Source organism: Pseudarthrobacter sp. fls2-241-R2A-127 (genome assembly GCF_030209355.1).
Taxonomy (GTDB): domain Bacteria; phylum Actinomycetota; class Actinomycetes; order Actinomycetales; family Micrococcaceae; genus Arthrobacter.
Genome location: NZ_JARVSF010000041.1, coordinates 111,216 through 132,595 on the forward strand (window position 1 = coordinate 111,216; position 21,380 = coordinate 132,595).

Annotated in this window: 23 protein-coding genes and 1 tRNA gene; 11 read left to right on the plus strand and 13 right to left on the minus strand. The window is 67.0% G+C overall.

From position 1 onward, the window contains the following. Nucleotides 1–32: 32 nt before the first annotated feature. On the plus strand, nucleotides 33–713 hold the full coding sequence (locus QRN53_RS19430) for an SACE_7040 family transcriptional regulator (protein ID WP_285245440.1): 681 nt from the start codon (nucleotides 33–35) through the stop codon (nucleotides 711–713). Here the strand turns inward: QRN53_RS19430 and QRN53_RS19435 are convergent. From QRN53_RS19435 to pdhA, 3 genes are read right to left on the minus strand one after another with little or no spacing between them, the layout of a single operon-like run. Continuing rightward, nucleotides 710–2,107 (minus strand): dihydrolipoamide acetyltransferase family protein, encoded by a 1,398-nt coding sequence (locus tag QRN53_RS19435; protein WP_285245441.1) that lies wholly within the window; start codon nucleotides 2,105–2,107, stop codon nucleotides 710–712. The two genes, QRN53_RS19430 and QRN53_RS19435, sit on opposite strands and share 4 nt — an antisense overlap. After that, a complete protein-coding gene (locus tag QRN53_RS19440) occupies nucleotides 2,104–3,114 on the minus strand; it encodes an alpha-ketoacid dehydrogenase subunit beta (RefSeq protein ID WP_285245442.1) in 1,011 nt (336 codons plus the stop codon). Before QRN53_RS19440 ends, QRN53_RS19435 begins: the two co-directional genes overlap by 4 nt. Then, nucleotides 3,114–4,283, minus strand: a complete 1,170-nt coding sequence (gene pdhA / locus QRN53_RS19445; RefSeq protein ID WP_285245443.1) for a pyruvate dehydrogenase (acetyl-transferring) E1 component subunit alpha — start codon at nucleotides 4,281–4,283, stop codon at nucleotides 3,114–3,116. Before pdhA ends, QRN53_RS19440 begins: the two co-directional genes overlap by 1 nt. 193 nt (nucleotides 4,284–4,476) lie before the next feature. Here pdhA and QRN53_RS19450 point away from each other — a divergent pair, with 193 nt between their 5' ends. From QRN53_RS19450 to QRN53_RS19465, 4 genes are all read left to right on the plus strand, one after another. After that, a complete protein-coding gene (locus QRN53_RS19450; RefSeq protein WP_026265061.1) occupies nucleotides 4,477–4,950 on the plus strand; it encodes an Lrp/AsnC family transcriptional regulator in 474 nt (157 codons plus the stop codon). Nucleotides 4,951–5,070: 120 nt separating this feature from the next. After that, a complete protein-coding gene (locus QRN53_RS19455) occupies nucleotides 5,071–5,616 on the plus strand; it encodes a hypothetical protein (protein ID WP_285245444.1) in 546 nt (181 codons plus the stop codon). A gap of 193 nt (nucleotides 5,617–5,809) precedes the next feature. Then, nucleotides 5,810–6,220 (plus strand): DUF4383 domain-containing protein, encoded by a 411-nt coding sequence (locus QRN53_RS19460; protein ID WP_285245445.1) that lies wholly within the window; start codon nucleotides 5,810–5,812, stop codon nucleotides 6,218–6,220. Between the two features lie 2 nt (nucleotides 6,221–6,222). Then, nucleotides 6,223–6,861 carry a hypothetical protein gene (locus tag QRN53_RS19465; protein ID WP_285245446.1) on the plus strand — a complete coding sequence of 213 codons (639 nt, stop codon included), beginning with the start codon at nucleotides 6,223–6,225 and terminating at the stop codon, nucleotides 6,859–6,861. Nucleotides 6,862–6,969: 108 nt separating this feature from the next. Here QRN53_RS19465 and QRN53_RS19470 read toward each other — a convergent pair whose 3' ends face one another. Both QRN53_RS19470 and QRN53_RS19475 read right to left on the minus strand, forming a co-directional pair. Further along, nucleotides 6,970–8,586: a monocarboxylic acid transporter gene (locus QRN53_RS19470; RefSeq protein WP_285245447.1), complete on the minus strand. Its 1,617-nt coding sequence runs from the start codon at nucleotides 8,584–8,586 to the stop codon at nucleotides 6,970–6,972. Next, complete coding sequence (locus tag QRN53_RS19475) at nucleotides 8,583–8,963, minus strand: DUF485 domain-containing protein (protein ID WP_285245448.1); 381 nt, start codon at nucleotides 8,961–8,963, stop codon at nucleotides 8,583–8,585. Before QRN53_RS19475 ends, QRN53_RS19470 begins: the two co-directional genes overlap by 4 nt. Before the next feature lie 205 nt (nucleotides 8,964–9,168). On the opposite strand from QRN53_RS19475, the gene QRN53_RS19480 reads away from it, so the two are divergent. The 5 genes from QRN53_RS19480 to QRN53_RS19500 are packed head-to-tail and all read left to right on the plus strand — an operon-like array spanning nucleotide 9,169 to nucleotide 13,684. Continuing rightward, nucleotides 9,169–10,350, plus strand: coding sequence for a sensor histidine kinase (locus QRN53_RS19480; RefSeq protein ID WP_285245449.1), 1,182 nt, complete (start codon nucleotides 9,169–9,171; stop codon nucleotides 10,348–10,350). A gap of 33 nt (nucleotides 10,351–10,383) precedes the next feature. Continuing rightward, nucleotides 10,384–11,100: a LytR/AlgR family response regulator transcription factor gene (locus QRN53_RS19485; protein WP_285245450.1), complete on the plus strand. Its 717-nt coding sequence runs from the start codon at nucleotides 10,384–10,386 to the stop codon at nucleotides 11,098–11,100. Continuing rightward, the gene (locus QRN53_RS19490; RefSeq protein WP_285245451.1) at nucleotides 11,097–11,468 is read left to right on the plus strand and encodes a DUF485 domain-containing protein; all 372 of its coding nucleotides are present in this window, start codon (nucleotides 11,097–11,099) and stop codon (nucleotides 11,466–11,468) included. Before QRN53_RS19485 ends, QRN53_RS19490 begins: the two co-directional genes overlap by 4 nt. 34 nt (nucleotides 11,469–11,502) lie before the next feature. Further along, the gene (locus tag QRN53_RS19495; protein ID WP_285245452.1) at nucleotides 11,503–12,975 is read left to right on the plus strand and encodes a sodium/solute symporter; all 1,473 of its coding nucleotides are present in this window, start codon (nucleotides 11,503–11,505) and stop codon (nucleotides 12,973–12,975) included. A 19-nt stretch (nucleotides 12,976–12,994) separates the two neighbouring features. Next, entirely contained in the window at nucleotides 12,995–13,684 is a 690-nt protein-coding gene (locus QRN53_RS19500) for a hypothetical protein (RefSeq protein ID WP_285245472.1), read from the plus strand. A gap of 23 nt (nucleotides 13,685–13,707) precedes the next feature. Here QRN53_RS19500 and QRN53_RS19505 read toward each other — a convergent pair whose 3' ends face one another. The 6 genes from QRN53_RS19505 to rpsB all read right to left on the minus strand — a co-directional run bounded on the left by QRN53_RS19505 (nucleotide 13,708) and on the right by rpsB (nucleotide 18,765). Continuing rightward, nucleotides 13,708–14,292, minus strand: a complete 585-nt coding sequence (locus QRN53_RS19505; RefSeq protein ID WP_285245453.1) for a DivIVA domain-containing protein — start codon at nucleotides 14,290–14,292, stop codon at nucleotides 13,708–13,710. Nucleotides 14,293–14,440: 148 nt separating this feature from the next. Beyond that, nucleotides 14,441–15,361: a phosphatidate cytidylyltransferase gene (locus QRN53_RS19510; protein WP_285245454.1), complete on the minus strand. Its 921-nt coding sequence runs from the start codon at nucleotides 15,359–15,361 to the stop codon at nucleotides 14,441–14,443. Then, nucleotides 15,361–15,918, minus strand: a complete 558-nt coding sequence (gene frr, locus QRN53_RS19515) for a ribosome recycling factor (protein ID WP_018763431.1) — start codon at nucleotides 15,916–15,918, stop codon at nucleotides 15,361–15,363. Before frr ends, QRN53_RS19510 begins: the two co-directional genes overlap by 1 nt. A gap of 126 nt (nucleotides 15,919–16,044) precedes the next feature. Further along, complete coding sequence (gene pyrH / locus QRN53_RS19520) at nucleotides 16,045–16,782, minus strand: UMP kinase (protein WP_018763430.1); 738 nt, start codon at nucleotides 16,780–16,782, stop codon at nucleotides 16,045–16,047. A 146-nt stretch (nucleotides 16,783–16,928) separates the two neighbouring features. After that, complete coding sequence (gene tsf / locus QRN53_RS19525) at nucleotides 16,929–17,765, minus strand: translation elongation factor Ts (RefSeq protein ID WP_285245455.1); 837 nt, start codon at nucleotides 17,763–17,765, stop codon at nucleotides 16,929–16,931. 127 nt (nucleotides 17,766–17,892) lie between these two features. After that, nucleotides 17,893–18,765 carry a 30S ribosomal protein S2 gene (rpsB, locus tag QRN53_RS19530; RefSeq protein ID WP_285245456.1) on the minus strand — a complete coding sequence of 291 codons (873 nt, stop codon included), beginning with the start codon at nucleotides 18,763–18,765 and terminating at the stop codon, nucleotides 17,893–17,895. Between the two features lie 447 nt (nucleotides 18,766–19,212). On the opposite strand from rpsB, the gene QRN53_RS19535 reads away from it, so the two are divergent. After that, nucleotides 19,213–19,797, plus strand: coding sequence for a M23 family metallopeptidase (locus QRN53_RS19535; protein WP_285245457.1), 585 nt, complete (start codon nucleotides 19,213–19,215; stop codon nucleotides 19,795–19,797). 125 nt (nucleotides 19,798–19,922) lie between these two features. Here the strand turns inward: QRN53_RS19535 and QRN53_RS19540 are convergent, their stop codons facing one another. Together QRN53_RS19540 and QRN53_RS19545 are read right to left on the minus strand one after the other, a co-directional pair. Continuing rightward, the gene (locus tag QRN53_RS19540; RefSeq protein WP_285245458.1) at nucleotides 19,923–21,113 is read right to left on the minus strand and encodes an acyl-CoA dehydrogenase family protein; all 1,191 of its coding nucleotides are present in this window, start codon (nucleotides 21,111–21,113) and stop codon (nucleotides 19,923–19,925) included. A 142-nt stretch (nucleotides 21,114–21,255) separates the two neighbouring features. After that, nucleotides 21,256–21,329: transfer RNA gene (locus tag QRN53_RS19545), tRNA-Ile, on the minus strand. Between the last annotated feature and the right edge of the window lie 51 nt (nucleotides 21,330–21,380).

Sequence of the window (21,380 nt, forward strand, 5' to 3'; positions counted from 1 at the left end):
TGGTAGAATCTGCGTCGGTCCGAGGAGGAAAAGTGCCCAGCACGGGAACACAACCCAGCAATGCAGCGCAGCCAACCGTCACGCCGCAGCCTGCTCCCACCACGCAGCGCGGCAAGGCAAAGGAGAACCGGCGCCAGGCCCTGCTGACAGCGGCGGCTTCCCTGTTCGCGCTCAACGGGTTCAACCGGGTTTCACTCGAAGACCTGGGCGCTGCAGCAGGCGTGAGCGGCCCCGCGGTGTACCGCCACTTTCCGGGGAAGCAGGCAGTCCTCGCCGACCTCCTGGTAACCGTGAGCCAGGAACTGCTCGACGGCGGGCGCCAAGTGGTGGAAAGCAGCACCGACCCGGCGGCTGCACTGCGCCGGCTCGTGGAGTTCCAGGTGGACTTTGCGCTGGGCAAGCCCGATGTGATCCGGGTCCAGGACCGGGACCTCAGCAACCTCTCCGAACAGGGCCAGTCCGCTGTGCGCTCCCTGCAGCGAAGCTACGTCGAGTTATGGGTGGACGTCCTCGCCAAGGTCCACCCCGGCACGGACGCCGCCGAACTCCGGGTGCGGGCACACGCCACGTTCGGCCTCATCAACTCCACGCCGCACTCCGTCCGCAGCCACGGCCGGCGGATCGCGGCCGGCGCGGCCCGCCCCCTGCTTGAGCGCATGGCGCTGGCAGCCCTGATGGCGGACAGCGCAGGGGGCGCACCGCACCCCCTTTAGACCATGGTCAGCACCATTCCCGGCTCGGCCAGGATGGCGCCGACGTCGGCAAGGAACCGGGAGCCTTGCTCGCCGTCCACCAGGCGGTGGTCGAAGGACAGGCTCAGCGTGATCACCTGGCGCAGCGCCACCTCGCCCCGGTACTCCCATGGGAGGGTCCGGACGGCGCCCAGCCCCAGGATGGCGGCTTCGCCCGGGTTGAGGATGGGAGTACCGGCATCGATGCCGAAAACGCCGATGTTGGTAATGGAAATGGTGCCGCCAGACAGCTCGGCAGGAGTGGTTTTGCCTGCGCGGGCCGTTTCGGCGAGCGCCGTCAAGGCCTGGGCAAGTTGCGGTAGCTGCATGGTGTCCGCGTCCTTGATGTTGGGAACGGTGAGGCCCCTTGGCGTGGCTGCTGCAATACCCAGGTTCACGTAGTTGTAAGTAACGATTTCCTGGCGTTCCTCATCCCAGTGGGAGTTCAGTGCCGGATTCCGGCGCAGGGCGACCAGGACTGCCTTGGCTGCGAGCGTCAGCGGGGTGAGCTTGAGGCCGGCGAAATCCCGGCCGCCCTTGAGCTTGGCCAGCAGGTCAAGGCTTGGCGTGACGTCCACGGTCAGGAATTCGGTGGCGTGTGGTGCGGTGAACGCACTCTTCACCATAGCGGCCGCGGTGTATTTGCGGACACCCTTGATGGGAGTCCTGGTTTCCCGCTCCCCCAGCCTCGTTCCTGAGACCACCGGCGCCCCGGGCCGCACGGCGTCCGGCTCGTCGTGATCCCGGGAAAAGCCGAGCACGTCCTCTCGAGTGATCAGCCCGCCGGGGCCGCTCCCCGGGACCTGGGTAAGGTCCAAGTGGAGATCCTTGGCCAATTTGCGGACCGGCGGCGTGGAGCGGGGCCGGTCCGCAGTTGCGGCGTGGACAGGCTTGGTTTCGGCAGGGTTGGTTTCGGCAGGCTCAACCAAAGGGATGCCCGTACCCGCAGATTCAACCAACGGGGCGACGGAGAAGGTCCGGGGGCGGCGCGCCGGCCGGCCGGAACCTTCGACGACGGCGCCGTAGCCCACCAGGTTCGGTTCCCGTTTCTGCGTCTCCGCCCCGCGCTCCCCCAGCCCCGCCGGCATCCGGCCGGCCGGGCCCGAAGGAGGCGTCCCGGCGTCGTCCGGCACCTCAAACGAGACGAGGGGCTTGCCTACCTCCACCACGGAACCGGGCTGCTCGTGAAGTTCCTTGATGACCCCGGCGAACGGTGAGGGCAGCTCCACCACGGCTTTGGCAGTCTCCACCTCGGCAATGACCTGGTTCAGGCTGACGGTGTCCCCCACGTCCACCTTCCAGCTGAGGATTTCTGACTCTGTGAGCCCCTCACCCAGGTCCGGGAGACGGAATTCCTTGATCATTGTGGCGCTCATCCTTCCAGCCCGCTCAGGGAATTGGGGCGGCCCAAGGCACGGTCCACGCCGTCGAGGATGCGGTCCAGGCCCGGCAGGTGGTGCATTTCCAACTTGGAGTACGGGTACGGAATGTCGAACCCGGTCACCCGGACCGGAGCAGCCTCAAGGTGGTAGAAACACCGTTCGGTGATGCTGGCAGCCACCTCGGCTCCCAGGCCGCCCGACTGGCCGGCCTCGTGCGTAACCACCAGGCGCCCGGTCTTCCGCACGGAAGCCACCACGGCGTCGTAGTCCACGGGGGCCAGCGAGCGCAGGTCGATGACTTCGAGGGAGATTCCCTCGTCCGCCGCGGCCGTTGCCGCATCCAATGCGGTCTTGACCAGGGGTCCGTAGGCCACCAGGGTGGCATCGGTGCCCTGGGTGAGCACGCGTGCCTTGTCCATGGGCAGGGCGGAAGCAAGGGCGGCCGTTTCCTCCACCTCGCCTTTGTCGTGGTAGCGGCGCTTGGGTTCGAAATACAGGACGGGATCGTCGCAGGAAATTGCTTGCTGGATGACGGTGTAGGCGTCCTGGGGGTTGGAAACCGCCACCACGCGCAGCCCGGAGGTGTGCGTGAAGTACGCTTCCGGGGATTCGGAGTGGTGCTCGGGCGAGCCGATGCCGCCGCCGAAGGGGACCCTGATGGTGATGGGCATCTTCACGGCGCCGCGCGTGCGGTAGTGCAGCTTCGCCACCTGGCTGACGATCTGGTCGAACGCCGGATAGATGAAACCGTCGAACTGGATCTCCAGCACCGGGCGGTAGCCGCGGTAGGCAAGGCCGACGGCGGTCCCCACGATGGCGGATTCGGCCAGCGGCGTATCCACCACCCGGTGCGTGCCGAAGTCCTTTTGCAGGCCGTCGGTCACCCGGAACACGCCGCCGAGGGCGCCGATGTCCTCGCCGAGGAGGACCACCTTGGAGTCGTTTTCCAGCGACTTCCGCAGGCCGGCGTTGATGGCGCGGGCAAACGTTAACTGGGTCATCAGCGTGCACCTTCCTCTGAAACTGCTCCTGCGGGGTCGCCGAATGAAGCCAGGTAACGGGCGTAGTGGTCCTGCTGGCGTTCAAGCCAGGAGTTGGGGGTGCTGTAGACGTGCTTGAAGACGTCCATCGGCTGGGGGTCCGGCATGGTGGTGCAACCGCGGCGCATTTCCGCTGCGACGGAATCGGCCTTGCCCTGGACCTGCTGCTGCAGCTCAGCGGTCAGGAGTCCCTTCCGGTCCAGGAGTGATGCCAGCCTGGAGATGGGGTCCTTCGCGGCCCAGTCCTCCAGCTCGTTGGCGTCCCGGTAGCGGGTGGGATCATCGGCAGTGGTGTGCGGTCCCATCCGGTAGGTAACGGCCTCGATGAACGTGGGGCCGCCGCCACGCCGGGCCCGGTCCAGCGCAAGCCGGGTGGCGGCCATGACTGCCAGGACGTCGTTGCCGTCCACCCGCAGGCTGGGGATGCCGAAGCCTGTGGCCCGCTCCGCGAGGTGGATGTGCGACTGAAGCCGTACGGGCTCCGAGATGGCCCAGTGGTTGTTGGTGCAGAAGAACAGCACGGGGGCCTGGAAGCTGGCGGCGAACACCATGGCCTCATTGACATCGCCCTCGCTGGTGGCGCCGTCGCCGAAGTACGTCACAGCCACGGCATCGGCGCCGTCGTTCTGGATGCCCATGGCATATCCGGTGGCGTGGAGGGTTTGGGCACCAATGATGATCTGCGGCGTGGCCATGTTGATGCTGTAGGGGTCCCAGCCGCCGGAGGCGTTGCCACGCCAGACCCGGAGCAGGTCCGTCAGGTCCACGCCCCGGCAGTATGCCACACCGTTCTCGCGGTAGCTGGAGAACACAAAGTCGTCCGCGCGCATGGCCCGCCCCGAACCGATCTGGGCCGCTTCCTGCCCCAGCAGCGGCGGCCAGAGCGCCAGCTCCCCCTGCCTTTGCAGGGCGGTGGCCTCCACGTCGATCCGCCGGATGACCGTCATGTCCTCAAACAGCGAACACAACTGCTCGTCGGTGATGTCCTTGACCCAAAAATCGAACTCCGGGTGGCTGATACGCTCGCCCGCCGGGGTGATCAACTGGAGAAGTTCCTGCCCGGCCGCGGTGAATTCCCCTGCGTTTTCGGGGGTCATTGCACCGCCATGGCCCGTTTCGTCTGTAGACACGATTGCCGCAACCTTCGTACGTCGTTGACCTGTGGTTTTAGGGCTTTTGGCACCAGCCACCACCGGCCTTCCGGGCGCCATTGCCCCAGATACTGTGACCCTACTCACAATGCTCAGGGGGTACAACCACTACGGCAGTTTCTGAGCAGAATGCCCTGTCCGGGCCGCCGGCACCGTGCTAGCGTTGCGCATTATGCAAGCTTTGGATGGCACTGACACCCGCCTGCTGTCGGCGCTGTCGCAGGACCCGCGCCGGACCGTGGTGGCACTGGCGCAAAAGCTCGGTTTGTCCCGGAACACCGTCCAGGCGCGGATGGCCCAGCTCGAAAAGAAACACGTCTTCCTCTCCTTCGAGCGGCGCATCAATCCGGTGGCACTCGGGTATCCGCTGATGGCCTTCATCTCCGTCCACGTCCAGCAGCAGAAACTCGGCCGCCTGGCGGAGGAGATCGCAGCGATCCCCGAGATCCTGGAGGGGTACGGGCTCACGGGCTCGGCGGACCTGCTGCTGCGCGTGGTGGCCAAGGATGCCGAAGACCTGTTCCGGATCAACGGAAAGATCCTCGCCTGCGACGGCGTGGAGCGGGCGGACACGGCCCTGGCCATGGGCGAGCTGATCCCCTTCCGGGTGCAACCGCTGCTGGAACGGGGCTCGGAAGGCGGGTAGCGGGCGCTGGGAGGCACGACGCCGCCGGGCCGGGCTATAGGCTGGTTCCAGTTACGCGCCGGGCCGGGATGGTCCCGGCAGTCCGCCGGTGCCACCGCACCTTCCCCGAAAGGCTCCCCCTTGAGCAGTCCCCAGGATTCGTACCGGCACGGCAACGCGGACCCGGGAGCGCAACAGGTGCCCCCGATGCCGGCGCAGCCGGCCCCGTTCGGGCTGCCCGGGGAACGTCCGCGGGAGCGGAGCCGGCGGAAGCTGTGGATCGTGCTTGGCAGCATCGGCGGCGTATTGCTGTTGGTGATCCTCGGCGTCGTGATCCTGGTGAACGTCGTGAACAGTGCCACCAACCAGGCCAGGGGCCTCGCCGACGACTTCACCAAGAAAGTGATCGCGGGCGAAGTAACCACCGCGTACGACACCTACCTCGACCCCGCCCTCCAGCAGCAGCTGTCAAAGGAAGCGTTTATCTCCGGGGTAAAAAGCCTGGAACTGGATGACTCATGCAAGCCCGCCTACACCGAGCTCAAGGTGGCCACGGAGAACGGGCTGAAATCAGCCGATGTGGCTGGCCAGATCAGCTGCGCCGGCAAGAAGGTGGACCTGGCCTACCGCTTCGAGGGCACCAACGACCTCAAGATGACCAACATCAAGCTGCGGCCCGCGGCCTGACCGCCGGGCCTCGAGCCCCGCTGCGGCCGGCGCGGCCCCGCGACGGCGGCACAACGAAACAGCGGCACAGTGAAAAGGGTACTGACCTTTTCACCCATCCTTCTCCTCCAATGATGCGAACTGCTTCCGAGGGTCCCGCCCGGGGACCCGGCATTCGGGGAACCGTCCCCGCTCGTCAGGAAGGATTCGTGCCATGCGCAACTCACCCAACCGCCTCGTCGCCACCGTTTTCGGAGCCGTCTACCTGCTGGTGGGCCTCCTCGGCTTCGCCGTCACGTCCGGCGTCGGATTCGTAGCCACCGAAGGCGCAAACCTGATCATCTTCGAGGTCAACCCCCTCCACAACGTCATCCATCTGGCCATTGGCGCCGCCCTGCTGTTCGCCGGGCTCCGCGGGACGGACACTGCCCGCACCCTCAACGCCACAGTGGGCGCCGTCTACCTGCTGGTGGGCATTCTGGGCTTGTTCCTGCTGGAATCGCCCCTGAACATCATCGCCCTGAACGGTCCGGATAACGTCCTGCACCTCGCCAGCGCCGTCCTGCTCCTGGGCGTGGGCCTGTCCCTGGACAAGTCCCACTCCCCGGCCGCTGCCCGGGCATAGCCATGGCGGCATCCGGCATGGCCGCTTCCGGCCCGGCCCTTCCGGCCGCTGCTGCCGAACCGGCCCGGGCGGCGTCCCCGGCTGTCCCGGCGGTCCGGCTTGTAGCTGGATTCGCAGGGTTCGGTGCGGGATCGGTCAACCTGGCTATCGCGTCCAGCATCTTCGCCGCACCGGCCCGGCCGGCTGATGGGATCTTCGCCGTGGCAGCGGCACTCTGGGGCACGGCCCTGCTGGCGGGAGCCATCGTGTTCCTGGCCAAGGACCGGCCGGCCGGCGGGCGGCGGCCACAGTTTGCCCTGGCGGGCGCGGCCGCAGTCCACCTGGCAGCGATCGCCTTCGCCGTTCCCCGGACGTCCAGCCTCAACCTCACGCAGCTCTCGGCGCTGCTGCTCACGCTGATGATCATCGCATCGCTCGGCTGGCTCCGGCGGGCCGAAGCGTGCCGGGAAAGTGGGCGGCGGGGAGGCAGCCGCACGGTAGGACAGGCGCGGCCGGGACGGCTGTTGGCGGCAGCATTCGCCGGAGCCCTCCTGGTGGCGGGAATTGCGACTCCGGGACTCGCCGCCTCAACGGCCGGGCAGTACGCCGTCCCGCATGGTGAACACGGCAACTTGGCCCCGGCCGACCATCACCACCACTGAAAGCTAATGGGACAGCCGGCCCCGTCCGCACCGGAACGCCCCGACAAAAGAGCCTCCACACCGCAGCAGCGGCATGGAGGCTCTTCCGGTTTACGGGATGCGCGGCGGCTAGTGGTCCACCGCCTTCTCGGCGCCGATGCCTGTCAGGGAGCGGACTTCCATTTCGGCCTGCTTGGCCGGATCCTCCCGCCGCTTGTCCAGCGTGGTGCCCAGCCAGCCCAGCAGGAACGCCAGCGGGATGGACACGATGCCCGGGTTGCTGAGCGGGAAAAGGGCGAAGTTGGCGCCCGGGATCATCGAGGTCTTGGCACCGGAAACCACCGGCGAGAAGACGATCAGCAGGATGGCCGAGGCCAGGCCGCCATACATGCTCCACACGGCGCCCTGGGTGGTGAATTTCCGCCAGAACAGCGAGTAGATGATGGTGGGCAGGTTGGCAGAGGCGGCGACGGCGAAGGCCAGCGCCACCAGGAAGGCCACATTCTGGCCGTTGGCGAAGATGCCGCCCAGGATGGCCAGGATGCCGATCACCACCACGGTGCGCCGGGCCACCCGGACTTCCGTGGCTGCGTCGGCATTGCCCTTGGCGATGACGTTGGCGTAGATGTCATGCGCAAAGGAAGCAGCGGCCGTGATGGTCAACCCGGCCACCACGGCGAGAATGGTGGCAAACGCGACCGCGGAGATGAAACCGAGCAGCAGCGGGCCGCCCAGGTGGAACGCCAGCAGCGGGGCGGCGGAGTTGACGCCGCCGGGGGCGCCCTTGATCGTGTCCGCTCCCACCAGTGCCGCAGCACCGTAGCCCAGCACCAGGGTGAACAGGTAGAAGATACCGATCAGCCAAATGGACCAGACAACCGATTTGCGGGCTTCCTTGGCGGTGGGGACCGTGTAGAAGCGCATCAGCACGTGTGGCAGGGCGGCCGTGCCCAGTACCAGCGCCAGGCCGAGGGACATGAAGTCCAGCTTGGAGGTATCCGACTTGCCGTACTGCAGGCCCGGGTTGAGGACGGCCGGGTTCTTGGCGGTCTCCACGGCGCCGCCCAGGAGTGCGGAGATGTTGAAGCCGTAGATGGCCATGACCCAGAAGGTCATTACGGCCGCACCGGCGATCAGCAGCATCGCCTTGATGATCTGCACCCAGGTGGTGCCCTTCATGCCGCCGATCAGGACGTACATGATCATGAGGGCGCCGACGACGATGATCACCAGCGCTTGTCCGCCCCAGTCGCTGATGCCCAGCAGCAGGGAGATCAGGCTTCCCGCACCCGCCATCTGGGCCAGGAGGTAGAAGAAGCAGACGGCGAGGGTGGAGATGGCCGCCGCGATCCGCACCGGGCGCTGCTTCAGCCGGAAGGACAGGACGTCCGCCATGGTGAACTTGCCGGTGTTGCGCAGCAGCTCGGCAACGAGCAGCAGCGCCACCAGCCACGCCACCAGGAAGCCGATGGAGTACATGAAGCCGTCGTACCCGTTGATGGCGATGGCACCGGTGATGCCCAGGAAGGACGCCGCGGACAGGTAGTCACCGGCAATGGCCGTGCCGTTCTGCGAACCGGTGAAGGACCGGCCCGCTGCGTAGTAGTCCGCGGCGGTCTTGTTGTTGCGGCTGGCCCGGAACACGATCACCATGGTCACGGCAACGAACAGGGCGAAGATGCCCATGTTCAAGAGCGTGGTGTCCTTGAGGGCGGAAACGTCCACCGCAGCTGGGATTGCGATCATTTGTTGGCTCCGCCTACTCGGTGTCCGTTCTTGTCGAATTCATGCCCCTCGATCTCGTGCCTGATTTCGGTGGCGATCGGGTCCAGCTTTCGGTTGGAGTAATGCACGTACCAGCCGGTGATGGCGAACGTGGAGACGAACTGGAGCAGGCCCAGGACCAGGCCGACGTTGATGTTGCCCCAGACCTTGGTGGACATGAAGTCCACCGCGTAGTCCGCCAGCAGGACGTAAGCGAAGTACCACAGCAGGAAGGCCACTGCCATGGGGAAGACAAAGCTGCGGTGACGCCTGCGCAGTTCCTGGAACTGCCCGGTCGACTGGACTTGCTCAAAGTCCACGGACGCCGCTGCGTCCGGAGTATGGGCCTCGTTACCCATCGTTCCTCCTCATTGAGTGATGCGGGTACACACCGGGCGGCAGGGCCTGCGGCAGGAGACTGCCGGAACACTGCCAGGGAAACCGCAGATGTGACTGCAATCACTCTGCGGCCTGTCAGGTGCGGTATTCCAGAACCACGCGGCGCGGGGTCGCTCAACGGCTGCGATGCTGCGGCAAACGGCACCCGCCGCTACGCTGGGCACCATGCCGGACTCCCCCCTCCTGACCGCCGCCGCAGTGGCGGTGATCGCCATGGCCATTGCCGTCGTCGTCGGCGTTGGCCTGAAGGTGCTCCGCTCGTTCCGTGAGCTGGGCACCGACGCGGAGCGCGCCACTTACCACACCCTGCACGCCGCCTCCCAGGCCGGCCAGCACCTGCGCCGCGGCCTGAACCCGGCAGGTGCCGCGAAGGCCGGGCGCCAGCTCCGCTCCCTGCTGGGCTGCGACGCCCTGGCCATTACGGACACGTCCGGCGTGCTGGCGTGGGACGGCGGAGCCGAGGAGATCAGGCCGCGGCTGATGGAGCTCGCCGCCGGAGCCATCGAATCAGGCCGGGCGGCCGTGCTTCCGCCCGGCGCGGAGGGAACCGGCGGCCCCCTGGCCGGAGTCATCGCCCCGGTGCGGGCCGGCACCCGGGTGGTGGGCGCGGTCGCGGCGTTCGCTCCCACCGCCGGCGCAGGACTGGTCCGGGCCACGGGTGAAGTGGCTGACTGGGTGGCGGTGCAGGTGGAACTCGCGGAGCTGGATGCCTCCCGCACCCTGCTGATGGAGGCGGAGGTGCGGGCGCTGCGCGCGCAGATCAGCCCGCACTTCATCTACAACTCGCTGAACGCCATCGCCTCGTTCATCAATACGGACCCGGAGCGGGCCAGGGAACTGGTGGTGGAGTTCGCCGACTTCACCCGGTACTCCTTCCGGCGGCACGGGGACTTCACCACCCTTGCCGAGGAGCTCCGCTGCATCGACCGCTACCTGCTGCTGGAGCGGGCCCGCTTCGGCGAACGCGTCCAGGTCAGCCTGCGCGTGGCCCCCGAGGTCCTCAGCACCGTCATCCCCTTCCTGAGCCTGCAGCCGCTGGTGGAGAATGCCGTCCGGCACGGTCTCGAGGCCAAGGAAGGGCCCGGACACATCAGCATCACCGCCGAGGACGCCGGCGCCTTCGCCGAAGTCACCATCGAGGACGACGGCGTGGGGATGGATCCCGAACAGCTCCGGTCCGTGCTGGCCGGCCATACCGACGGGGACCACGTGGGGCTGCGGAACGTCGACGCCCGGCTCCGGCAGGTGTACGGCAACGACCACGGGCTGGTGGTGGAAACGGCGCCGGGCGAGGGAACCCTGATCACCATGCGGGTGCCCAAATCCCAGCCCGGCCGTGACGCGTAAGGCTGCTCCCGCCGCTGGAAGTACCCTAGGAGCATGATTAACGTCCTCGTCGTTGATGATGAGCTGCCCGCCGTTGAGGAACTGGCCTTCCTCCTGGGCAGGGACGAGCGCATCGGCAAAGTGCTGCGGGCAACGTCCGGCGCGGAAGCCCTGGCAGCCCTGGCCGGCGGCGGCATCGATGCCGTCTTCCTGGACATCCACATGCCCGCCGTATCCGGCCTGGACATCGCCGCCTTCATTAACCGGAGCAGCAATCCCCCGGCCGTCGTCTTCGTCACCGCCGACGAAGACCACGCCCTTGCTGCGTTCGAACTGGCCGCCGTCGACTACCTGCTCAAGCCCGTCCGCACCGAACGCCTGGCCCGCTCCGTGGGGCGGATCAGCGAACTGCGCGACGGCGGCAGTGCACCGGAGATGATCACGGTGGACCAGGGTGGAACCACCAGGATGATCCGGCGCGACGACGTCACGTATGTCCAGGCGCAAGGCGACTACGCCCGCCTGCACACCGCCGACGCCAGCTACCTCATCCGGGTGCCCCTGGCCGACCTTGAACAGCAGTGGGCGGATGCCGGTTTCATCCGGACGCATCGCTCCTACCTGGTGGCGCTGAAGCACGTGTCCTCAATGAAGCTGGCCGCCGACGGGCCCCGCGTGACCGTGGCCGGGGCGGGGCTGCCCATCAGCCGCCGCCACCTGCCGATCGTGCGCGAGAAGCTCGAAGCCACCCGGATCAGGCCGCACGCATGACCAGGGTCCGGGTCACCGCCCCGCACGCCTCGCCCGGCAACCCCGGGCGGGGCGGACCAGGCCCGCTGGAATCACGCGAAGCCGCCCAGGACTCCGAGGTAGGCCAGGTTTTCGTCCGGTCCCTGATCAGGTCGCAGCTGCGGCTGGCCCTGGTGGTTGCGGGCGGCTTCCTGTTGATCCTTGCAGCGTTCCCGCTGATCCTGGTTGCGGTTCCCGGCCTGGCCGACACCAGGATCGCCGGCATCCCTTTCGACTGGCTCCTGCTGGGCCTGGGCATCTACCCGGTGATCGGGTTGAGCGCGTGGCTGTACGTCAGGACAGCGGCCCGGAACGAGGCGCGCTACCGCGACCTGGCCGGCGAACAATGAACACTGCGGCACAGGACGGCACGGTGGGGCGGCAATGAACCCCGGCGTCGCCATCACGGCGGTCACGGTGGTGTCCCTTGCCACGGCCATCATCGGGTTCTACGGGCTGCGGATTTCGCGTACCACCGGGGATTTCTACGTCGCCTCCCGGACGGTTCGCCCCTGGTGGAACGCGTCCGCGATCGGCGGGGAATACCTGTCCGCTGCCAGTTTCCTGGGCGTGGCCGGCCTCATCCTGCTGTCCGGCACGGATGCCCTGTGGTTCCCGGTGGGGTACACGGCCGGCTACCTGATGCTGCTGCTTTTCGTCGCCGCCCCGCTGCGCCGCTCGGGGGCCTATACCATCCCGGACTTCACCGAGGCCAGGCTCGCGTCCCGGACCGTCAGAAGGGTCACCAGCCTGGTGGTGGTGATGGTTGGCTGGCTTTACATCGTGCCGCAGCTCCACGGGGCGGCACTGACCATCCGCATCTCCACAGGCCTGCCATCCTGGGCAGGGTCCGTGGCCGTCGTCGTGGTGGTGTGCCTCACCGTGGCGGCGGGCGGGATGCGGTCCATCACCTTCGTCCAGGCGTTCCAGTACTGGCTCAAGCTGACGGCTCTGGCCGTGCCCATCCTGTTCATCGTGTCCGTACTCGCCGGCAACGGCACGCAACCGCTGGGTGCGGCGGACGTCAACCCGGCCGGAACCGCCCCCGCGGGCCTCTACCAGAACATTTCCCTCCTGGTGGCACTGCTGTTCGGCACGCTGGGGCTGCCACATGTGCTGGTGCGCTTCTACACCAACCCGGACGGACACACGGCCCGGCGCACCACGCTGATCGTCCTGGGTCTATTGTCGGTGTTCTACCTGTTCCCCACCGCGTACGGCCTGGTGGCCCGGATGTTCGCCCCGGACCTGGCCCGTTCTGGCCAGCCGGACGCCATGGTCCTGCGGCTTCCCGGCGAGTTCATTGGCGGCACGGCCGGCAGCCTGCTCTCCGCGCTGGTGGTGGCCGGCGCCTTCGCCGCGTTCCTCTCCACCACCTCGGGCCTGGTGGTCTCCCTGGCCGGCGTCATAAGCCAGGACGTCCTGGACGGAAGCGTGCGCGGGTTCCGGTGGGCCGCCGTCGTCTCCGCGGTGGTGCCGCTGGGCTTTGCCTTGATGACCGACTCCCTTGCCCTGGCTGGAAGCGTGGGATTGGTGTTCGCGTTCACCGCCTCCACGGTGTGCCCCGTGCTCCTGTTGGGCATCTGGTGGCGGGGCCTGACGGACGCCGGAGCCATCGCCGGCATGGTCACCGGCGGTGTGCTCTGCGGCGGGGCGATGACCGCCGGCTCACTGGCGCTGGCCGGTTCCGGGCAGACGCCGGCGTGGCTCGCCCAGCCTGCCGCCTGGAGCGTGCCCCTGGCTTTCGCCGTCATGGTCCTTGTTTCCCGGGCCACGGCCCACCGTGTTCCGGCAACGATGCCGCGGACCATGACGCGCCTGCACACCCCGGAAAGGCCACTGGCAACCGAACGGTGATCGGGTGGACAATAACGCCATGTCCATCGAGGACGGCGGCCCCTCCCGCCGGCAAGGCGCAGTTCCTTCCTCCGTCAGGGCTCAGCTGCTCGCCACGGAACACTGGGGCCTGCTGGCGTCCCGGAGCACCGCGCAAAGCGAGGTCCTGACGCGGATCAGCATGTTCCTGACGTTCACGTCCGCGAGCGTGGTCAGCGTCGCCCTGGTGGGACAGGCAACGAAATTTTCCGATTCATTTGTGCTGCTCGCGGTGGTGGTTCTGTTCATCGACACCGCGATTGGCCTGCTGACCCAGCTCCGGGTCATGAACGTGGCCCATGAGGACCTCATGTACGTCACGGCCATGAACCGCCTCCGGGCCGCGTACGTTGACCTCGACCCCGGCGTGGCGCCGTACCTGATGGCGTCCACCCACGACGACGAGGCAGGCTCAGTGCAGACCTACTATTTCTTCGGCCACCGGGGCAGCTTCAGCCATGTGGCGGGGAGCAGCATGATTTTCATGACGACGGCGAACGCTGCCTTGATTGCCATTTTTGCCGGCATGCTGGTGACGCTCGCGGGGGCGGGAACCGGGCCGGCTACGGTTGCCGGGGCCGTGTGCGGGGCTTTGTTCCTGGCGGTATCCGCCGTGCGCGGCTACCGCAGCTACCTGGACGTGTGGCGGCGGTACACCCCGCTCTTCCCCACCCCGCCGGCCGGGGACTGACCGGCAGTCCCGGGGGCTGTTCGCTAGTCGATGGCCGCCATCAGCTCGACCACCCGGTCCAGGAAGGCGTCCACCTGAGATTCCTCGTAACCTTCGCGGCCAATGGCCGGGCGGAAGACCGCGCGCCGGACGCTGTCCACGCTCAGGGGCTTGTCATGCTCGAGGTAGGCGACGAGTTCGCCGCACAACCGGTCGACGTCGGCCGTGTTGTAGCTGCGGGCCTTCTTCTTGGCGGGCCGCCGGAACCGCTCGCCGTCCGGCCGGTGCAGCCGTCCGCGGAGGATGCCGGAAAGGCTGCCGATTTCACGCAACCAGGCTTCCTCGCCGCCGGCAGCGATCAGCTCATCCCGCTCGCGGCGGGCGAAAGCGTCCTCCAGCCGGTCCAGCGCGGCGTCCACCACGGCGGCGGAGTAGCCGCCCTTGACGGGGTCGAAGGATACGGCCCTGACGTCGGAGCTGTTGACGGGGTCCACGGCGGTCCCGGGGGTTTCCAGCGAGACCCGGGCCCGCTGGAGGAACTGGTCCACCTGCTTGGCGTTGTAGCCGTACTCACTGCGCTGTACGCGCTCAAAGGACGCAGGGATCTGCCGATGAATGTCCAATGCCACTTCGATTCCTTCAATGCTCTTCAGCCGTAGTGCTTCCGCACCAGTTTAAGGTGCCGGGGAGGGTGCAACCCGTCTGGCCCCGTTGTGTGTCACGTTGGCCCGCGCGGGGCCGTTGTTTGTTCGCTGCCCCCGCGCCGGAGGGCGTGCCTCAGGCCCCCGCCACGAGTCCGTACAGGATGAACGCCACGGGTGAGGCGAAGACGATGGAGTCCAGCCGGTCCATCACGCCGCCGTGGCCGGGCAAGATGCTGCTCATGTCCTTGACCCCGAGTTCTCGCTTGACCATGGATTCGGCCAGATCCCCGGCAGTGGATGCGGCCACGGTTCCCACTGCGAGGACCACGCCTACCCACCACGGCTTGTCCAACACGAAGATGGCTGCCAGGACGCCGATCAGCATGGCGCCGGCCGCCGATCCGGCGAACCCCTCCCAGGACTTCTTGGGGCTGATCTTGGGCGCCATGGGATGCTTCCCGATGGACGCACCCACCAGGTAGCCGAAGGTGTCGTTGGAGACCACCAGCAGCAGCATGACCGCGATCTCCCAGGCGCCGATGGGGGCGAGGCCGCCCGGCCACAGCCCCAGCGGGATGGTCCCGGCCGCGTGCAGCGGCAGTGCCGCGAAGCTTATGAAGAACGGAACCCAGCCCAGGGTGAAGACGCCGGCGAAGATGCTGTTGGCCGAGCCTGCGGCACTTTCGATTGACCGCCACAGCAGGACGGCCACGGCGCTGAGCAGCAGGGCGAACAGCTGGCTCTCAATGCCGCCGAAGTAGGCGGCGAAGGGCAGGGCCACCGTGCCGGTCATTACCGGCACGATGGGCATCCTGGTTCCGTTGGCCTCCAGCGCCCGGTAGATTTCCCAGACGCCGAAGACGGCGAAGGCGGTGACGATCGCCACGAACGCCAGCGGGAGGAACAGCAGGCCGCCCAGCACGCCCAGCAGCATGGCCAGGCCAACCACGACGGCGGCGGGCAGGTTCCGCCCGGCCTTCGGCGTCGGGTTGCTCCTGGGCTGCTTCCCCCGTGTGCGGGCCCGTGAAGCGGGGGCCTGATCTGCCTGGCCCATCAGACTTCGAGCAGCTCTGCTTCCTTGCGCTTGAGCAGCTCGTCGATGCCGTCCACGTGGGCCTTGGTGAGGCTGTCCAGTTCTTTCTCGGCCCTGCTGCCTTCGTCCTCGCCGGCTTCGCCGTCCTTGACCAGGCGGTCCAGCGTTTCCTTGGCCTTGCGGCGGATGTTGCGGATGGAGATCTTTGCGTCCTCGCCCTTGGTCTTGACGATCTTGACGTATTCCTTGCGGCGTTCCTTGGTCAGCTCAGGAATGGTGATCCGGATGACGTTGCCGTCGTTGGACGGGTTGGCGCCAACCTCGGAGTCGCTCAGGGCGCGTTCGATGTCCCGCAGGGCGGTCTTGTCGAACGGGGTGATCAGGATGGTGCGGGCGTCCGGGATGGCGAACGACGCCAGCTGCTGCAGCGGCGTGGGTGATCCGTAGTACTCCACCAGGACCTTGTTGTAGAGGCCGGGGTTGGCGCGGCCGGTGCGGACGGAGGCGAAGTCTTCCTTGGCTACCTCTACCGCCTTGTCCATCTTTTCTTCGGCTTCGAGCAAGGTTTCTTCGATCACGGTCTCTCCTGACGGTTCTGGTGCAGTCCGATCGCGCCGGGTGCACTCACGTGGTTCTTTGTTGCTGTTTCCGTCCCCGCCATCGCAGGCGGGGACGGAACTGTCCTGAAATCATCCTAGCGGGAGCTAGGCGGTGACCAGCGTGCCCAGCTTCTCACCGAGGATGGCGCGGGTGACGTTGCCTTCGCCTTCCATGCCGAAGACCACCATCGAGAGGTCGTTGTCCTTGCACATGGTCATGGCTGTCTGGTCCATGACCCGGATGTCGCGGCGCAGCGCATCGTCGTAGCTGAGGGTTTCCAGGCGCTCGGCGCTGGGGTCCTTCTTGGGGTCCGCCGTGTATACGGCGTCCACCCCGCTCTTGGCCATCAGGACGACGTCGGCGTGGACTTCCAGGGCCCGCTGGGCAGCCACGGTGTCGGTGGAGAAGTAGGGCAGGCCGGCACCGGCGCCGAAGATGACCACGCGGCCCTTTTCCATGTGGCGGATGGCGCGGCGCGGAATGTAGGCCTCCGCCACCTGGCCCATGGTGATGGCGCTCTGGACGCGGGTTTCCACTCCGGCCTGCTCCAGGAAGTCCTGCAAGGCGAGGCAGTTCATGACGGTTCCCAGCATGCCCATGTAGTCGGCGCGGGAGCGGTCCATCCCGCTCTGGGACAGTTCTGCGCCGCGGAAGAAGTTGCCGCCACCTACCACGATGGCCACCTCAACCTGCGGCACGGCCGCGGCGATCTGCTTGGCGACGTCGCGGACGGTCTCGGGGTCGACACCCAGTTTCCCGCCGCCGAAGACCTCGCCGGAGAGCTTCAGGAGGACCCGCCGCTTGCTCTTCTCTGAATGCATGTCAGTGTTGACGGCTTCCATGATGCCTTCCCGTTGGTGATTCTGAAAAAAGGGTATCCTGCCGGGTCCCGTGCTCGGAACCGGCCGCGCTATCCGCTGCGATTCCAGCAAATTGGGCGCATGCAAAAGGGGCGGCCACCGAAGTGGCCACCCCCTTGCAGTTTCGACTAGGAGCCGACGCGGAAACGCGTGAACGCAGTTCCCTTGACACCGGCCTCTTCGAGGATCTGTGCCACGGACTTCTTGGCGTCCTTGGCGAATGCCTGGTCGACCAGGACCTCGCCCTTGTAGAAGCCCGTCACGCGGCCTTCAACGATCTTGGTGAGGGCTGCCTCGGGCTTGCCTTCAGCCTTGGCGGTCTCTTCGGCGATGCGGCGCTCGGACTCAACGAGATCGGTGGGAACGTCCTCACGGGTGAGGTAGTTCGGAGCCATCGCGGCGATGTGCACGGCGACGTCGTGGGCAGCGGTGGCTGCGGCTTCGCCTTCACCGTCAACGGCGAACAGCACGCCGACCTGGGCCGGGAGGTCCTTGGAGGTCTTGTGCAGGTAAGCGTCGACCGTTGCACCTTCGATGCGGGAGATGCGGCGGACCACAACCTTCTCGCCCAGGATGGCGCCCTCTTCGACGACGACCTCGGACAGCGGCTTGCCGTCGACGTCGGTGGCCAGCAGGGTCTCGAGGTCGGCAGCGCCGGACTCGACGGCGACGGCCAGGACCTTGTCTGCCAGCTGGATGAACTTGTCAGCCTTGGCGACGAAGTCGGTCTCGCAGTTGACCTCGATCATGACGCCGACGCCGTTGTTGACCTTGGCGGCCACCAGGCCTTCGGCGGTGGAGCGGCCTTCACGCTTGGTAGCGCCCTTGAGGCCCTTGATGCGGATGATCTCGATGGCCTTCTCGGCGTCACCGTTGGCTTCGTCAAGAGCCTTCTTGACGTCCATCATGCCGGCGCCGGTGCGCTCGCGCAGGGCCTTGATGTCAGCGGCAGTGTAGTTCGCCATGTGAACCCCTCTGTCTAGAAATGTTTGGTGGTGTACGGACCGACAGGACGGCAGCCCACGGGTGTGGGCTGCCATCCTGTCAGCAGCTCCGGCTGCGGACAGCGCGGAGAATCCGGATTGACGTGTGTTACTTGGCGTCTTCGGCGGGAGCCTCGGCGGCCGGAGCTTCAGCAGCGGGAGCCTCGGCGGCCGGAGCTTCTGCGTTCTCGGCCGGAGCAGCAGCGGCTTCTGCCTTGTTGCCCTCGAGGAGTTCGCGCTCCCACTCGGCCAGGGGCTCTTCCGGAGCTTCGGTGGCGCCGGTGCCGCGGTTGTTGCGGGCGATGAGGCCCTCGGCGACGGCGTCGGCCACAACGCGGGTCAGCAGGTTCACGGAGCGGATGGCGTCGTCGTTGCCCGGGATCGGGAAGTCGACTTCGTCGGGATCGCAGTTGGTGTCCAGGATGGCAACAACCGGGATGTTCAGCTTCTTGGCCTCGTCAACGGCGAGGTGTTCCTTCTTGGTGTCGACAACCCAGAGAACGGACGGAGCCTTGGTCAGGTTGCGGATGCCGCCGAGGTTGGATTCGAGCTTGGTCAGTTCGCGCTTGAGGAGCAGGAGCTCCTTCTTGGTGTACGCGGAACCGGCGACGTCGTCGAAGTCGATCTCTTCGAGTTCCTTCATGCGCTGGATGCGCTTGGCGACAGTCTGGAAGTTGGTCAGCATACCGCCGAGCCAGCGCTGGTTCACGTAGGGCTGGCCCACGCGGGTTGCCTGCTCTGCGATTGCTTCCTGGGCCTGCTTCTTGGTACCGACGAACAGCACGGTGCCGCCGTGGGCAACAGTGGCCTTGACGAACTCGTAGGCGCGGTCGATGTAGGACAGCGACTGCTGCAGGTCGATGATGTAGATGCCGTTGCGCTCGGTGAAGATGAATCGCTTCATCTTCGGGTTCCAACGGCGGGTCTGGTGTCCAAAGTGGACGCCGCTGTCAAGCAGCTGGCGCATGGTTACGACGGGCATTCCGACGCTCCTTATTTTCCGGCAGGTCATTCATGAGAAACCCCGAAGGCTTCTTACCCTGCCAATAGTTGACGGTTGTTCAGCGTGGCCCGGACGGGCCCTGCTCCTGGCATCTTCCGGCCTTCCCATCAGGACGAAAGCCCTGACCGCAGGAAACCCGGTCCTCCAAGGTCAACGCCGTGGCGTTGGGTCTCGAAGGCCTGGATGCGCGTAGTCAGCCGCTGCTCCCCCACACTCCTGAATGAGATGTGCCGACGCAATCCGGACAGGGGCGTGCACCGCGGGGGTGAACCACTGGGGCGGGAAGCGTTGAGGGCGCAGCAAACTGCTCCACCAAGTGTACTACAGGGACCCCTGCGCGCCGGACACCGCCTGCCTGCCCGGCCGTTGTCCACATAGCCAGAAGCGACCCTGCCGCAGCGCGGCACACCGGGGCAGGCTGGTGCCATGAAGTCATCACTCCTGCTGGCCGCTTTCCTGCTGCTCCCGGCCTCCATCGCCTCCGCCGGCCAAGGCATTCCGCGGGCGTCGATCACCACCGGCATCCCGGCCCCCGCAGCCTTCTCCGGACAGGCAGAACTGCCGACGACGGCGGGCCGGCCGGACGCCCGGCCCTCCTGGCGCTGGCCGCTGGCTCCCCGCCCGCCTGTGGTCCGGGGCTTCGATCCGCCGCCGAAACCGTGGCTCAACGGGCACCGGGGCGTGGACCTTGAAGCGGCAGCGTCCGGGACCGGCGTTCTCTCACCTGCGCCCGGGACTGTGAGTTTCGTGGGCATCGTGGTGGACCGGCCGGTGATCACCATAGACCACGGGGGCGGCCTCCGGAGCAGCTTCGAACCGGTGGAGAGCACACTGGCAGAAGGTACCCCGGTAGGCGCCGGCGAGGTGATTGGCACGGTGGTCCCGGGTCATTGCCCCGCCGTGAACTGCCTGCACTGGGGCGTCAGGGAGGGGGAAGAGTACGTCAATCCACTCCAGTTCGTCCTGGACCTGCGCCCGTCCATCCTGCTCCCATTGTCCCGCGCACCCTGACCGGAGCACCGCCGGCCCGGGCACCCTGAGGAGAGTCCCGCAGCCGCCGGCCCGCGCACCCTGACCCGAGCACCGCCGGCCCGCGCACCCCGACGGGAGCACCGCAACCGGCGGCCGGCGCCCGATCACACGATGGCCGAGATGCCCGTGATGGCCCGGCCCGTGACCAGGGTGTTGATCTCTGCTGTGCCCTCATAGGAGTAGATGGCCTCGGCGTCGGCAAAGATCTTGGCCATCTCGAAGTCGGTCACGATGCCGTTGCCGCCGAGGATGCCGCGGCCCAGCGCCACGCTCTCCCGCATGCGCGCGGTGGTGAAAGCCTTGGCAAGTGCGGACTGCTCATCCTTGGCCACGCCGGCGTCCTCCAGCTGCGACAACCGGACCATCATGCCCATGGAGCTGACCGCGTTGCCGAGAATCCGCACCAGCTGGTCCTGCACGAGCTGGAAGGAGGCCAGCGGCCGGCCGAACTGCTGACGCTCCACCGCATAGCGCCGGGCAACGTCGAACGCCGCCAACTGGAGTCCCACGGCCTGCCAGGCAACGGCCAGGCGGGTAACCTTCAGCACTTTGTTGACGTCGCGGAAGCTGTTGGCGTTGGCCAGTTTGAAGTGATCCGGGACCACCACGTCTTCCAGGACGATGTCGGCGTTCTGGACCGTGCGGAGGGAAATCTTGTTTTCGATCTTTGCGGCACTGAAGCCTGGCAGCGTGGTGTCCACCATGAAACCCTTGACCTGGTTGTCCGCCTCGTCGCGGGCGTACACCACCACCCAGTCCGAGAAGGTGGCGTTGCCAATCCACCGCTTTGCCCCGTTGAGGATCCACTGTCCGCCGTCCCTTCGTGCCGTGGTGCGGGTTCCACCGGCAACGTCGCTGCCGCCCAGCGGTTCGGTCAGGCCGAAGGCGCCGATCTTCTTCAGCGAGTAAATGTCGGGCAGCCACTCGTCCTGCTGTTCCGGGGATGCCAGCAGTTCGATGGAGCCGGTGAACAGCCCGTCATGCACGCCCAGGAAGGTGGCGATGGAGGCGTCGGCCCGGGTGGCCTCGGCGTGCAGCATGCCGGCGAAGAGGTTGGAGTAGCCCTGCCGCCTGACGGGGCTGACCAGGTCCAGGTCGGCGAGCCTGGGCACCAGGTCCATCGGGAACTCCCCGCGGTTCCAGCAATCCACGGCGATGGGGCGGACTTCGCGCGCCAGGAAGTCCCGGACTTCGGCCAGCCGGTCCCGTTCCTTGTCGGAGAGAAGCTGCTCGAAGGCGAAGAAGTCGCCGTCGGCGTACGGAAGCTCACGGGGATCGGCTGCAGAGGCGGGCATGGGTACCTTCTTTGGTGATCAGCGCTGACCGGACCGCGGCGGCGGCCAGGTATGTTACTGGTAAGTAACATAACTGACGGTTCCCCATTAACCAAGAAGACCGCGGCCGACAAGGATCGTCGGCCGCGGTCTTACCGTGGCGTAGGGCTACTCGGACTTGAACCGAGGACCTTAGGATTATGAGTCCCGCGCTCTAACCAGCTGAGCTATAGCCCCCAGCGGCCCCGGGAGCTGACACTGACGCCGCGCTCCGGCAGGGCAGAAACA

What these genes read in the sequence shown, in the direction of transcription:
- QRN53_RS19435 (WP_285245441.1), bottom strand. Translation starts at nt 2,107, where the DNA reads ATGAGCGCCACAATGATCAAGGAATTCCGTCTCCCGGACCTGGGTGAG.
- QRN53_RS19440 (WP_285245442.1), bottom strand. Translation starts at nt 3,114, where the DNA reads ATGACCCAGTTAACGTTTGCCCGCGCCATCAACGCCGGCCTGCGGAAG.
- QRN53_RS19450 (WP_026265061.1), top strand. Translation starts at nt 4,477, where the DNA reads ATGCAAGCTTTGGATGGCACTGACACCCGCCTGCTGTCGGCGCTGTCG.
- QRN53_RS19460 (WP_285245445.1), top strand. Translation starts at nt 5,810, where the DNA reads ATGCGCAACTCACCCAACCGCCTCGTCGCCACCGTTTTCGGAGCCGTC.
- QRN53_RS19465 (WP_285245446.1), top strand. Translation starts at nt 6,223, where the DNA reads ATGGCGGCATCCGGCATGGCCGCTTCCGGCCCGGCCCTTCCGGCCGCT.
- QRN53_RS19470 (WP_285245447.1), bottom strand. Translation starts at nt 8,586, where the DNA reads ATGATCGCAATCCCAGCTGCGGTGGACGTTTCCGCCCTCAAGGACACC.
- QRN53_RS19475 (WP_285245448.1), bottom strand. Translation starts at nt 8,963, where the DNA reads ATGGGTAACGAGGCCCATACTCCGGACGCAGCGGCGTCCGTGGACTTT.
- QRN53_RS19480 (WP_285245449.1), top strand. Translation starts at nt 9,169, where the DNA reads ATGCCGGACTCCCCCCTCCTGACCGCCGCCGCAGTGGCGGTGATCGCC.
- QRN53_RS19485 (WP_285245450.1), top strand. Translation starts at nt 10,384, where the DNA reads ATGATTAACGTCCTCGTCGTTGATGATGAGCTGCCCGCCGTTGAGGAA.
- QRN53_RS19490 (WP_285245451.1), top strand. Translation starts at nt 11,097, where the DNA reads ATGACCAGGGTCCGGGTCACCGCCCCGCACGCCTCGCCCGGCAACCCC.
- QRN53_RS19495 (WP_285245452.1), top strand. Translation starts at nt 11,503, where the DNA reads ATGAACCCCGGCGTCGCCATCACGGCGGTCACGGTGGTGTCCCTTGCC.
- QRN53_RS19500 (WP_285245472.1), top strand. Translation starts at nt 12,995, where the DNA reads ATGTCCATCGAGGACGGCGGCCCCTCCCGCCGGCAAGGCGCAGTTCCT.
- QRN53_RS19510 (WP_285245454.1), bottom strand. Translation starts at nt 15,361, where the DNA reads ATGGGCCAGGCAGATCAGGCCCCCGCTTCACGGGCCCGCACACGGGGG.
- pyrH (WP_018763430.1), bottom strand. Translation starts at nt 16,782, where the DNA reads ATGGAAGCCGTCAACACTGACATGCATTCAGAGAAGAGCAAGCGGCGG.
- tsf (WP_285245455.1), bottom strand. Translation starts at nt 17,765, where the DNA reads ATGGCGAACTACACTGCCGCTGACATCAAGGCCCTGCGCGAGCGCACC.
- rpsB (WP_285245456.1), bottom strand. Translation starts at nt 18,765, where the DNA reads ATGCCCGTCGTAACCATGCGCCAGCTGCTTGACAGCGGCGTCCACTTT.
- QRN53_RS19535 (WP_285245457.1), top strand. Translation starts at nt 19,213, where the DNA reads ATGAAGTCATCACTCCTGCTGGCCGCTTTCCTGCTGCTCCCGGCCTCC.
- QRN53_RS19540 (WP_285245458.1), bottom strand. Translation starts at nt 21,113, where the DNA reads ATGCCCGCCTCTGCAGCCGATCCCCGTGAGCTTCCGTACGCCGACGGC.